The sequence below is a fragment of the Streptomyces thermolilacinus SPC6 genome (assembly GCF_000478605.2).
GTDB classification, from domain to species: domain Bacteria; phylum Actinomycetota; class Actinomycetes; order Streptomycetales; family Streptomycetaceae; genus Streptomyces; species Streptomyces thermolilacinus.
On record NZ_ASHX02000001.1, the window covers coordinates 366,212 to 378,196 of the forward strand.

Annotated in this window: 14 protein-coding genes; 4 read left to right on the forward strand and 10 right to left on the reverse strand. The window is 73.1% G+C overall.

What is annotated here, in order from left to right; genetic code table 11:
• Positions 1-101 precede the first annotated feature (101 nt).
• On the forward strand, positions 102-1,820 hold the full coding sequence (ctaD, locus tag J116_RS01650; protein WP_028964779.1) for an aa3-type cytochrome oxidase subunit I: 1,719 nt from the start codon (positions 102-104) through the stop codon (positions 1,818-1,820).
• Positions 1,820-2,197, forward strand: a complete 378-nt coding sequence (locus J116_RS01655; RefSeq protein WP_023591102.1) for a hypothetical protein — start codon at positions 1,820-1,822, stop codon at positions 2,195-2,197. The genes ctaD and J116_RS01655 overlap by 1 nt, the downstream gene beginning before the upstream one ends.
• Here J116_RS01655 and J116_RS01660 read toward each other — a convergent pair.
• From J116_RS01660 to J116_RS01675, 4 genes are all read right to left on the reverse strand, one after another.
• On the reverse strand, positions 2,178-3,002 hold the full coding sequence (locus J116_RS01660) for a cytochrome c oxidase assembly protein (RefSeq protein ID WP_023591101.1): 825 nt from the start codon (positions 3,000-3,002) through the stop codon (positions 2,178-2,180). The genes J116_RS01655 and J116_RS01660 overlap by 20 nt on opposite strands.
• On the reverse strand, positions 2,999-3,502 hold the full coding sequence (locus J116_RS01665; RefSeq protein WP_028964777.1) for a DUF2243 domain-containing protein: 504 nt from the start codon (positions 3,500-3,502) through the stop codon (positions 2,999-3,001). The genes J116_RS01660 and J116_RS01665 overlap by 4 nt, the downstream gene beginning before the upstream one ends.
• 236 nt (positions 3,503-3,738) lie before the next feature.
• A complete protein-coding gene (locus J116_RS01670; RefSeq protein ID WP_023591099.1) occupies positions 3,739-4,338 on the reverse strand; it encodes a hemerythrin domain-containing protein in 600 nt (199 codons plus the stop codon).
• Positions 4,339-4,347: 9 nt separating this feature from the next.
• Complete coding sequence (locus tag J116_RS01675; protein WP_023591098.1) at positions 4,348-5,547, reverse strand: hypothetical protein; 1,200 nt, start codon at positions 5,545-5,547, stop codon at positions 4,348-4,350.
• Positions 5,548-5,789: 242 nt separating this feature from the next.
• Here J116_RS01675 and J116_RS01680 point away from each other — a divergent pair, with 242 nt between their 5' ends.
• Positions 5,790-6,317 (forward strand): DUF1360 domain-containing protein, encoded by a 528-nt coding sequence (locus J116_RS01680; protein ID WP_023591097.1) that lies wholly within the window; start codon positions 5,790-5,792, stop codon positions 6,315-6,317.
• A gap of 128 nt (positions 6,318-6,445) precedes the next feature.
• Here J116_RS01680 and J116_RS01685 read toward each other — a convergent pair whose 3' ends face one another.
• The 3 genes from J116_RS01685 to J116_RS01695 form a co-directional block, all read right to left on the reverse strand.
• Positions 6,446-6,937, reverse strand: coding sequence for an SPW repeat domain-containing protein (locus tag J116_RS01685; protein WP_139140452.1), 492 nt, complete (start codon positions 6,935-6,937; stop codon positions 6,446-6,448).
• A 65-nt stretch (positions 6,938-7,002) separates the two neighbouring features.
• Positions 7,003-7,962 (reverse strand): Rieske 2Fe-2S domain-containing protein, encoded by a 960-nt coding sequence (locus J116_RS01690; protein ID WP_023591095.1) that lies wholly within the window; start codon positions 7,960-7,962, stop codon positions 7,003-7,005.
• A gap of 64 nt (positions 7,963-8,026) precedes the next feature.
• Entirely contained in the window at positions 8,027-8,566 is a 540-nt protein-coding gene (locus J116_RS01695) for a hypothetical protein (RefSeq protein ID WP_028964775.1), read from the reverse strand.
• Between the two features lie 156 nt (positions 8,567-8,722).
• Between J116_RS01695 and trxA the strand changes: the two genes are divergently transcribed.
• Positions 8,723-9,115 carry a thioredoxin gene (gene trxA / locus J116_RS01700; RefSeq protein WP_023591093.1) on the forward strand — a complete coding sequence of 131 codons (393 nt, stop codon included), beginning with the start codon at positions 8,723-8,725 and terminating at the stop codon, positions 9,113-9,115.
• A 125-nt stretch (positions 9,116-9,240) separates the two neighbouring features.
• On the opposite strand, the gene J116_RS01705 is transcribed toward trxA, so the two are convergent.
• The 3 genes from J116_RS01705 to J116_RS01715 all read right to left on the reverse strand — a co-directional run bounded on the left by J116_RS01705 (position 9,241) and on the right by J116_RS01715 (position 11,908).
• Complete coding sequence (locus J116_RS01705; RefSeq protein ID WP_023591092.1) at positions 9,241-10,425, reverse strand: thiolase family protein; 1,185 nt, start codon at positions 10,423-10,425, stop codon at positions 9,241-9,243.
• 134 nt (positions 10,426-10,559) lie between these two features.
• Positions 10,560-10,838: a hypothetical protein gene (locus J116_RS01710; RefSeq protein WP_023591091.1), complete on the reverse strand. Its 279-nt coding sequence runs from the start codon at positions 10,836-10,838 to the stop codon at positions 10,560-10,562.
• Between the two features lie 245 nt (positions 10,839-11,083).
• Complete coding sequence (locus tag J116_RS01715) at positions 11,084-11,908, reverse strand: TIGR02452 family protein (RefSeq protein ID WP_023591090.1); 825 nt, start codon at positions 11,906-11,908, stop codon at positions 11,084-11,086.
• Positions 11,909-11,985: the final 77 nt, after the last annotated feature.

Genomic DNA, 11,985 nt, shown 5'->3' on the forward strand with positions numbered 1-11,985 from the left:
CCTGTCACCTGTCAGGGGCGGGCAGCGTCCGTAGGGTTCGTAGGGTCGCGACGGGGAGGGGCGACGGTCGCGTACCCGGCCCGCCACCGAGGGGATTCACCATGGTCACATCAACGGAGCCGCCCACTCTCGTGCCCGTGAAGGGTCGCGGAATGGGGCGCGTCGCCGTCGACTGGCTCACCACGACGGACCACAAGAAGATCGGGCACCTGTACCTGATCACCTCGTTCGCCTTCTTCCTGTTCGGCGGTCTCCTCGCGCTCCTGTTGCGGGTGGAGCTGGCCAGGCCGGGACTGCAGCTGATCTCGAACGAGCAGTACAACCAGACGTTCACACTGCACGGCACGATCATGCTGCTGCTGTTCGCGACGCCGACGTTCGCCGGGTTCGCCAATGCGATCATGCCGTTGCAGATCGGGGCCCCCGACGTGGCGTTCCCGCGGCTGAACATGCTGTCGTACTGGCTGTTCCTCTTCGGCGGTCTGATCGTCGTCGCGAGCCTGCTCCAGCCGCAGGGCGCCGCCGACTTCGGATGGACCGCGTACACGCCGCTGAGCCGGGAGGAGCGCTCCCCGAGCCCCGGATCGGACATGTGGATCATGGGTCTGGCCCTGTCCGGCTTCGGCACGATCCTCGGCGCGGTCAACTTCATCACGACCATCGTCTGCATGCGCGCGCCCGGCATGACGATGTTCCGGATGCCGATCTTCACCTGGAACGTGCTGCTCACGTCGATCCTGGTGCTGCTGGCGTTCCCCGTGCTGGCGGCGGCGCTGCTGGTGCTGGAGTCGGACCGGCAGCTCGGTTCGCACGTCTTCGCCCCGGAGAACGGCGGTGCGCTGCTGTGGCAGCACCTCTTCTGGTTCTTCGGCCATCCGGAGGTGTACATCCTGGCGCTGCCGTTCTTCGGTGTCGTCAGCGAGATCCTGCCGGTCTTCTCCCGCAAGCCCCTCTTCGGCTACGTCGGCCTGGTCGGCGCGACCATCGCCATCACCGGACTGTCCGCGACCGTGTGGGCGCACCACATGTTCGCGACCGGGGCGGTGCTGCTGCCGTTCTTCTCCTTCATGACGTTCCTGATCGCGGTGCCGACCGGGGTGAAGTTCTTCAACTGGATCGGCACCCTGTGGAAGGGGTCGCTCAGCTTCGAGACGCCGATGCTGTGGTCGATCGGCTTCCTCGTCACGTTCCTCTTCGGCGGGCTGACCGGCGTCATCCTCGGCTCGCCGCCGCTCGACTGGCACGTCACCGACACCTACTTCGTGGTCGCCCACTTCCACTACGTCCTGTTCGGCACGATCGTGTTCGCGATGTTCGCGGGCTTCCACTTCTGGTGGCCGAAGATGACCGGCACGATGCTCGACGAACGCCTCGGCAAGATCCACTTCTGGACGCTGTTCGTCGGGTTCCATCTGACGTTCCTGGTGCAGCACTGGCTGGGCGCCGAGGGCATGCCCCGCCGGTACGCGGACTACCTGGCCGCCGACGGTTTCACCGGGCTGAACATGCTGTCGTCGTTCGGCGCGTTCCTGCTGGGCCTGTCCACGCTGCCGTTCCTCTACAACGTCTGGAAGACCGCACGGATCGGCAAGCGGATCGACGTGGACGACCCGTGGGGATACGGGCGGTCCCTGGAGTGGGCCACCTCCTGCCCCGCCCCGCGCCACAACTTCGTCACCCTGCCGCGCATCCGCTCCGAGTCGCCCGCCTTCGACCTGCACCACCCGGACATCACCACCCTGGACCGCCACTGGAACCAGGGGCGTGACGTGGTGGACCCGGACAACGCCACGGTCGTCTCCGGGGAGGACGGCAAGTGATGCGGGGCCGCGCGCACGGACGGGCGCGGTCCGACGACACCGCCGCGGGCATGGCGTGCCTGGAGGGCTACCTGATCGCCGAAGCCCATCTGCGGGAGGCGCGGACCCGGGCCGACGCGTTCGTCCAGCGGCTGCCGTGGCTGACGACCGCCGAGCGCGAGGAGGTCGCCGAACGCTACGCGGAGGCGTACACCGACCAGGCCACCCAGGCGCTGCGGATGGTGGCGCGCCGCGCGGCGGAACTCCGCGAGGAGTACACGCAGCGGTACGCGTACCTGCGGCGGCGGCTCCTGTGCGCCACGGTCGCCACGCTGGCCGCGGGTGTCGCCGCCCTCGGCGGCCTCGCGGCCTGGACCCTCACCCTCCCCCCGCGCTGACAACCGCCGCGCGGGGCCTGCCGCGCGGACGTACGGCGCGGCCGCGACGGGTGTACCACTCGACGGCCAGGACGGCGGCGAGCGCGCATTCGACCAGGTCGCCGCCGTAGTACATGAGCTGGGCGCCGGCCCGCAGGTCGGCGCCCTCGTAGGCGGTACCGGGCGGCGGCGCCGCGTACAGCGTCTTGGCCAGCACGGCGTGCGCCGCGCCCGCCGCGAGCAGGGTGACCCCCCGTACCGCCAGGCCCCACCGGTGGCGTACGGGGTCCAGTCGGCAAACGGAGAACGTGAACAGCAGCCCCGCCGCCAGCAGGTGGAACTGCACGGCCGCGTCGAGCAGCGGCCTGTGGTGGGCGGCGGCCAGCAGGGGCGTGCGGTGCAGCAGCCACAAACCGCCCATGTCCAGCAGCGCCGCCACGGGCGGGAAGACGAGCCACGTCACGGGCCGGGAACGCGCCACCGCGAGCAGCCCGCGCCGTGCCCGGCCGGGCCGCAGGGAGCGCAGCGTCAGCGTCAGCGGCCGCCCGAGGACCAGCAGCACGGGCGCGGCCATCGCGGTGACGACATGGTGGGCCATGTGCGCGGTGAACGGCCCCCCGGGGCCGGGGAGCAGCATGGCGTGCGCGAGCGCCAGGCAGCCCGCGGCGAACGAGCCGTCGCGCTGCCAGGGCCAGGCGTCACCGCGCCGCCGCAGCCGCCACGCGGCCAGGGCGTACACGGCCGCCGCCGCCAGCGCCGCCGCCGCCGCGGATGTGGCGAAGCCCCCTCCGGAAACCGCGTGGGTGCCCGCCTCACCCGGTGTCACGCGCCCGCTCCCCCGCCGCCCGTGCGGCGGCGGGCCCGTACGGCGAGGACGGCCCCGGCGAGCAGCAGCAGAAGACCTGCGCCGTTCCAGGCCCAGTCGTAGGGCGTCACGTCGACTCCGTAGCGGATCTGGTGCACGCGCAGCAGCTTGTGGTCCACGATCCCGTCGAAGAGCTGGAAGCCCCCGAGGCCCAGGAGGAACCCGGCCCGCGCGTGCGGCGGGGAGAGGGACCCGGAGCGGCGCAGGTCCGCGTAGAGGGCGCCGCCGGCCACCAGGGCGATCACCTCCGCCGTGTGCAGGAGGCCGTCGGAGAGCAGACCGACACCGGGGGTGGAGCGGTCGAAGAAGTGGTGCCAGTGCAGGATCTGATGGAAGACGATCTCGTCCACGGCCGCCATCAGCGCGGCGCCGATCAGCGCGAAGACCGCCAGCGACCGCCCAGGACGGGGGATGTTCCGGGGTGGGGGGCCACCGTGTCGCGGGGCCGCTCCGCTCGCCATGCCGTCGTCCTCTCCCTCCATGCGTTCCCCCGCCCGTCGTCGCCCGCGTGCGCCGCCGCCCGTGTCCGTCTTCGACCGCGTCCGTCGCGGGCGGCCCGTTCTCCGGGCCCGGCCGTACGCCTCCGTCCGCCCGCACTACACGCCGCCCTCTGTCGACGGTGGCCTGACGGCCTGCCACCGAAGGCCGGTGCGCGCCGCCGTGTAGGCGGTGCGCACCGGCCTTCGCAGCTCTCCCGTCAGCCGTTCATCGCCGAGCGGATTGCGTCCCTCGTGCGGTCCATCAGCGCGGCGACCGGGCCGAGCAGCGCGTTGGCCGCGCCGGACTCCACACCCGGGTGGGGGCGGGTCGGCGCCATCGCCTCGGCCGCCTTCACCCCGCGGGCCATCGCCGCAAGCCTGCCCGGGTCACCGCAGCGGCGAATGTGGGCGAACTCGTAGCGCTCCTCGGCGCGGGCGTGCTCCTGCACCGCCACGCGCAGCTCCCGGAGCCGCGCCGCGAAGTCCTGGGAGTCCGGGTCCATGTCCTCCAGGGCGGCGAGAAGCTCCTTGGCCTCGCGCTCCTCTGCGAGGCGCTCCTCGACGACGCCGTCGCCGCCGGGCAGCTCGCGGCGGGCGAAGGGGTGCACGACCTCCTCCTCCGCCGTCTCGTGCACGGCCAGCAGCCGCACCAGGCGGTGGAACGCGTCCCGGCGCTCGTCGCCCGATGCGCTCTCCACCTCGTCGAACAGGTTGCGGATGTCGCCGTGCTGACGCGTCAGCAGCGACACGACGTCGTCGTCCGGCGCGTTGTCGTCACCGGCGTGCGGGGTGGTGCGGGTGGGCGCGGTCTTCGCCATCGTCTCTCCTCACTTCTCCCGCATCGCCGGGTCGGGGTGCTCGCCCTCGGTCTCCAGGCGGTACTCGCGGCCGAACATCTCCCGGTGGTCGGCGACGACCCGCTCGCTGGGCGGCTCCTCGTCGCCGTTGAGCCGGGCCTGCATCGCCTCGAACCGCTCGTGCGCCTCCCGTACGTAACCGGCGCCGAGGGTGGTGAGGTCCATCTGCGTGTCGAGGAGTTCGCGCAGGTACGCCTTGTTCGGCTCGAAGGTGAGCACGTTCGGCAGCTCGGGCGCCAGCACCTCGGCCGGGTCGCGGCCGTCGTGGCGGCGCATCAGGTCGCAGGCGAGGTGGAGGTGCTCCAGCTCCATGTTCAGGTGCAGCTCCCACAGCGCCTTCACCTTGGGGTCGCTCTCCTGCTCCATGAAGGAGTAGTACAGGTAGCACTCGTTGTACTCGTGGTTGACGAGCTGCTCCCACCAGGTCTCACCCGGGTCGACCAGGGACTCGTAGTGGGTGACGTGCTCCTCCTCGATGAGGCCGATCTCCTGGTAGAGCTGCCGGGCGATCGGCTCCATGTAGGTGGGGCCTGTGTTCATGTAGAAGTTCATCGTCTGCTGCTCCGCCGACATGATCGTCAGAGCGTGCAGCTTCGACAGCGGATCCGTCCGGTCCTTGGCGTACGGGTCGCGGACGTTGTCCACCGGGTCGCGGTGGTGGAACTTGGTCGGGCGGCCCGGCATGACCTCGGTCAGCCCGTCCACGATCGACTCGGCCTTGCGGTGCTCGATCATCTCGTACAGGTTCGCGTACCGGTACAGATGGTCGAAGTCCTCCAGGACGCCGAACTGGTAGGCCTGCTTCAGGTACGGGTCCGGTTCCATCCGCGCCACCCAGGCGGTCAGGTCCACGGCGACCTGCTCGTACGCGATGGTCGTCTCCAGCACCGAGGACACGCCCGGCAGCAGCCAGTTGACCGCCTTCTGCTGCTGCGCCTCGATGTAGCGGACCTGCGCCAGCTGCCGCTTCACCTCGGGGTCGACCGTGTTGCGGGCCAGCTGGTGGCTGAAGAGGATCGCCTCCACCTCGATGCCGTTCATGGTGATGACGCGGCAGCGGGTGTAGGGGTCACTGTGGTCGGGGTCGATGGGCTGCACGTTCAGCTCGCGCCAGTTGCGGATCTGGCGGTCCAGCGGGATGCCGCGTTGCTCCAGGGGGTTGAACGTCATGGACGGTTCCTTCGCGGATGCGGGATCACAGCGGAGGCCGGGTACCCGAGATACGTCGTCTCTACGAAGAACGGCGTGATCGTTACGGTATGGCCGATTCACCTTCATCCGTACCGTGCCGGGTCCCGGTCGGCCAGCGGCGCTCGCCCAGCCGGCCCAAGCGAGGCGGAGCGGGGTTGGCGGGGGCCGCTCGCGGGCACCCGTGGCAGGGCCGGCGGGTGGACGAGGAACGGGGAAGCAGGATGACGGAAGTGATCACACGGGCGGCCGGACGCCTGCGCAGGGCACTCGTACGGGGGGACGACGACCCGTCCCGGGTGGGCGGGCACGCCGCCGCGCTCGCCGCCTACGCCGTGTACACGGCGGCCTGGACGGCGGCCGTACGGCGCTCGGGGCGCGGGCTCCCGGAGCGGACCGAGCCGTGGGACCTGGCCCTCACGTCGGTGGCGGCCTTCCGGCTGAGCCGACTGGTGAGCAAGGGGGCGGTGACGCGTCCCCTGCGGGCGCCGTTCACCGAGTACCGGGGGCCGCAGGCGGCGCCCGCCGAGGTGCACGAGGAGCCGCGCGGCGGCGCGTCGCACACCGTGGGCGAGCTCGTGTCCTGCCCCTTCTGCCTGGGCGTCTGGACCGTCACGACGCTGACCGCCGCCGGGCTGCTGTGGCCGCGCGCCACCCGGACGGTCACCTCGGCACTGACCGCGCTCGCCGGGGCGGACACGCTCCAGCTCGCGTACAGCGCGCTCACCGAGAAGGTCGCCGGGGAGGAGTAGCGGGACGACCGCCGGGAGCGGTCGCCCAGCGTGACACGGTCGGCGGGTGTGGCCCGGTGGCGGGCGGGCCTGGCGGGGGCCGGCCCGTCACCGCCTCGTCTGGCCGACCCCCCGCCTCTCTCGTGCGATCAGCGGCCGGCCGTGTGGGGGCGGCGCGCGCGGTGCCGCCCGCCCGCGCCGCCTCCGGCGCCGCCGCGCGGGGTGGAAGCCCTGTACAGCAGCAGCGAGACGACCGACAGGGCGATCAGCACGCCCCCGGCCGCCACGTGGAACACGTGCGCACCGTCGGCGAACACGACCGTGTCGCGCAGTCCCAGCAGCCAGGGCGACGCCACCAGCCACGCGCCGGCGGCCAGTACGGTCAGATCCGCCCACCTGCCCAGGTGCCACTTGAAGCGGGCCATCGCGATGAACAGCACGATCATGCCGACGCCCAGCTCATTGCGGTGGGCGTCCTTGCCGGTCATCGGGTCGCCGTTCACCCATGGGGCGACGAACAGCGCGACGGCCGTGAGCACCAGCAACAGGCTCACGAGCTGGTCCCGCTGCCCTTCCCTGAGCGCTCTGCGCACCTCGGGGGTCATCGGCTCCCGCACTTTCGCCAACGCTTTGCCGGCCATGCCCTCACTCCCTTCCTCGGACCTCGCGGGGGCGGCCACCGCCACCCGCGAGGTTCCGACGCCTCTCACGCGGCCTCGGCACCGGCGCCGCGCCCCTCATCGCCCGGGCGCCGCAGCCGCACCTCCAGGCGGTCGCCCGTCACGCGAGTGTCGAACGACGGCTGGGGCGCCGTGGCCGGGCCCTCGACGTTCCAGCCGTCGGCCAGCCGGAACAGGCTGCCGTGCCAGGGGCACCGTACGCAGCCGTCCTCGATGTCTCCCTCGGACAATGGCCCCGCCATGTGGCTGCACCGGTCGGCCAGCACATGGACGGCGCCGCCCTCCTCGCGGACCACCATCACCTCGACCTCCCCGACGAGGCGCCGTACGGGGCGGCCCACGGGGAACTCCGCGAGTGCGCCGACCTCGTGCCAGCCCTCCCCGACCACGTGCGGGACGTACTCGGCGTGGTTGGCGCCCGCCGCCTGCCGGTAGGCGAGGTGACCGCCCAGCGCGCCGCCGACGGCCACCACGGACAGCCCGGCCAGGCCCAGGGCCTTGCCGCGCCAGACCTGCCCCCGGCGCCGCGCCAGGTACGAGGACGCGTACAGGGCGACGGCCGTGAGGTTGGACGCCGCGTGCACCAGGCCCACCCGCTGCTGCTCCTTCGGCAGGTCCGCCCAGTCGGTCCACCCGGCCAGCGCCGAAGGCCCGGCCGCCACCAGGCCCACCCCGATGAGGGTCCGGGCGCCGCGCCGGTGGCCGGGCAGCAGGTCGAGCACGGCCGCCGACAGCCACGTGCCGAGCGGCACCTGCACCATCAGTGGATGCACGGGGTGGCCCAGCCAGCGCCCGTGCAGCACGTCCCGGCCCCGCCCCAGCGGAGCCGCGTGGACGGCGCCCCGCACGGCGTCGATCAGCCGGTCGGCGCCGGGCCACCGCTCCAGCCGGTCCACACCGCGCAGGATGCGCCCGGGCCCGCCCGCTGACGGGAGGAGCCGCCGCGCGGCCTGCGCGGCGGGATGACGCGTGAGTGATCGTTCCATGCCGGACCGAGTAGCCCTTCCCCGCGCGGGGAAACGCCCGGCGCTCCCGGACCCTGGAGCCCGGTCACCGGCCCCGTCCATAGGCGTCCCTCCGCGGGACCGGCCCGACGTCGGCGTGCCGGCCGGGCCGGACGGCGGCGTGGCGCTGTCCGGGCCCGGGGCCGTTCCGGGCGGCCAGGGCGTCGGCGACAAGTCCTGTCACGAAGGCGTAGACGGCCTTGTGGGCCAGGTCCACGACGAGTTCCCGGCGGGGCCAGGTGGCGGGCGGGGCGCCGACACCGGTCGCGTTCTCCAGGATCTGGTCGTTGGTGAGCCGCACCACGGCGAACTTCGCGGACGACAGCGGACCGCGCAGCCCGGCATGGGCCATCACGGAGCGCAGTACGCCCAGCGCCGCCGCCTGCCCGAAGTGCATGCCCAGGTTCACGGCCGGAGGTCGTGCGCCGGGCCGCTCCTGCATGCCGGTGAGCCGTTCCAGTACACGTGCGGGGACATGCGAGTCGGGCCGCCCGGTGAGGCGCTGCTCGGCCTTCTCTCCGAGCGTCATCACAAGACCGCCCACCGCACCGGCCACAAGTCCCTGCCACAGAGCGCGTTTCATCATGCGGCCCGGGTACCCGGCCCGGCGCACGGCAGCCGCCCCGTGTCCGCCACGCCAGTGGTGGGCAGGTGCGGGGGTGGCTGGCGATGGGCAGGGGAATAGGCATGCCCCGGGCGCCGTTGTCCGGGGCACCGACGAACCCCCTGAGAGGCGGACGGCATGAGCACGATCGAACTGACCAAGGAGAACTTCGACCAGGTCGTGTCGGAGAACGACTTCGTCCTGATCGACTTCTGGGCTTCCTGGTGCGGCCCGTGCCTCAAGTTCGCCCCGGTCTTCGAGACGGTGTCGGAGCGCCACCCCGACCTGGTGTTCGCCAAGGTGAACACCGAGGCGGAGCAGGAGCTCGCCGCCGCCTTCGAGATCCAGTCGATCCCGACGCTGATGATCGTCCGGGACAACGTCGCCGTGTTCGCCCAGCCGGGCGCACTGCCGGAGCCGGTGCTGGAGGACCTCATCGGGCAGGCCCGGGGGCTGGACATGGACGCGGTGAAGAAGTCCATCGAGGACGCCAAGGCAGCCGGTCAGCAGGCCCCCGGCGGGGACGACTGAGCCCGCGCCGCCGAGCGGGGGCGTGGCGGCGGGCAAGGGGGCCGGGCGGGTACTGATCCCGCCCGGCCCCCTTGTCCTGTACGGGCCTCGGGGCCGTCCGGTCCGGCCCGCACGGCTTCCGGGGCCTACCGCTCCAGGACCACCGCGATGCCCTGGCCCACGCCGATGCACAGGGCCGCCACGCCCGTGCCCGAGCCGGCCGCCGCGAGCTGGTGGGCGACCGAACCGGCGAGGCGGGCTCCGGACGCGCCGAGCGGGTGGCCGATCGCGATGGCGCCGCCGCGCGGGTTGACGACCGCCGGGTCCAGTTCCGGCCACTCCGCGAGGCAGCCGAGCGCCTGCGCCGCGAACGCCTCGTTCAGCTCCATCACCGACAGGTCCGCGAAGGTGCGGTCCGCGCGGCCCAGGGCCCGCTGGACGGCCTCCACCGGGCCCAGACCGAACAGCTGCGGCTCGATGCCGGTCACCGCCGAGGTGCGGATACGGGCCAGCGGCTCACGGCCGCACGCGCGCAGCCCCTCCTCGTCCACCAGGAGCAGCGCCGCCGCGCCGTCGTTGAGCGGCGAGGCGTTACCGGCGGTCACCGTGCCGTCCGCGCGGAACGCGGGCTTCAGCCTGGCCAGGGCCTCCATGGACGTCGTGTCGCGGATGCACTCGTCGCGAGCCAGGTCCACACCCTCGTACGGGACGACCTCGCCGTCGAAGAGGCCGTCCGCCCACGCCCGCGCGGCCTTGCGGTGGCTGGCGAGCGCGAAGGCGTCCTGCTGCTCGCGGCTGATGGCGTGCTTGTCGGCGACCTGCTCGGCGCCCTCGCCCAGCGACACGGTCCACTCGGCCGGCATGCGCTTGTTGACCATGCGCCAGCCCAGCGTGGTCGAGTACATCTGCTCGTGCCCGGCCGGGAACGCCCGCTCGGGCTTCGGCAGCACCCACGGGGCGCGCGACATCGACTCGACGCCGCCCGCCAGGACGATCGACGCGTCGCCCAGCGCGATGGCGCGGGCGGCCTGCACGACCGCTTCGAGGCCGGAGCCGCACAGTCGGTTGACGGTCACACCGGGCACCGTGACGGGCAGCCCGGCGAGCAGCACCGCCATGCGGGCCACGTCGCGGTTGTCCTCACCCGCGCCGTTCGCGTCGCCGAAATACACGTCGTCGACGCGGGCCGGGTCCAGGTCCGGCGTGCGGTCCACCAGCGCGCGCACGACGTGCGCGGCGAGGTCGTCGGGGCGCACGGAGGAGAGGGCACCGCCGAACTTGCCGATCGGGGTGCGGACGGCGTCGACGATGTAGACGTCGCGGATGCTCATCGGGGCTCTCTCCCACAGGCTGGTGCGCGCCTACGGGCCCGTACGCGCGCGTACGTACGGTGAACGAATGTTCACTACCGACGCGCCGAGTCTCCGGCCCCGGAGCGGTCGGTGTCAACGGCAGCCCGGCGCCCTCACTCCGGATCCGGCTCACGGACCCGGGCGGACAGGCCGTAGTCCAGCTCCGAGCCGTCCACGAGGAGCGCCTCCACGGTGCGGGTCCCGGGGTCCACGTCCGCGACGAGGCCACCGCCCGCGTACCGGGGGTAGCCGGAGGCGCCCGTCTCACCGGTGGCCTCCACGACGGCCGAACGGATCGCCACCTCCGCGAGGTGCGCGGCGTCGCGCCCCTCCGCGTGCTCGGGCACGATGAGGATCTCCAGGCGCTTCGGGTGCTGCCGATGTGTGTCCATGGTCGTGACGCTAAGGACGTATGGCGCCCGGCGCACGTCAGGGGCGTGCCGACAGGTGCCCGAGCCCCGGCGCACGGGTGCACGGCGCACGTGTGCACAGGGGTGCACGGCGCACGGGTGCACGGCCGGGACCGTGGCCGATGCGGGCGCCGGGGGGCGACGGCCGGGACCGTGGCCGGGAACAGCCGCCGGGGCCGGGCCGGGGCCGGGATCGGGGCCCGGGACCGGCAGCGGGGCCGTACGGGCTACGCCGTCGCGAAGGCCGTGCGGAACGCGCCCAGCGTGTGCTGCTCGCGGGTCCGGTCCAGGACGCCGAACACGACCTCGTCGAAGTGCCCCGCGAACCGCCCGTCCCCCGTGAGCAGCGCCCGGAAGGCGCCCGCCACCTCGGCCGGGTCGTTGCGGAAGACGCCGCAGCCCCAGGCGCCCAGCACGATCCGCCGGTAGCCGTGGGCGACGGCCGTCTCCAGGACCCGCTCGGCGCGCGACGCGAGGGCGGCCGGTACGCGGTCGGCCCGCTCGGGCGTACGGGCGCGGACGACACCGGCGTTGGGCGCCGGTGAGGTCAGGAAGCCGACCGTGTACGGGCGGTCGAGGAGCCCGCCCCGGTCGTCACGGAAGACCGGGACGCCCGGCGAGTGGATGACCCGGTCCGTGTAGAGCGGATCCCGGTCGGCGCGGTGGTGGTCGTAGTACTCCGGGGCGCGCAGCAGCGTGGCGTACAGGGCGGAGGCGCGGCACAGGGCCTCCTCCTGCGCCTGGGCGCCGTTCAGGTAGCCGCCTCCGGGGTTGCGGGCGGATGCGAAGTTCAAGGCGGCGACGGAGTGGTCGGGTGCGGCGGCGGCGAGGCGGCGGGCCGCCTCGGTGGTGGATTCGCCGGTGACCTCGATGCGGGTGCTCCGGCCGGTCCCCGGGGCGGCGGGGACGGGGTCCGGGCCGTGCAGGGTGGTGCCGTCGACGGCCTTGGCGACCAGGTCGGCGATGCGGACCTCGCCCGCGGGGGTCCGGTACCGGCCCGCCGCGACGATCTGTTCGGTCTCCCGCGCGATACCGCGTAGACGTGCGCTCATACCCCGCATCGTTCGTGATCACACAGGCGGGCCGCAACGGGTTTATCCGGCATGTGCCGTTCACGCGGGCACCCTTG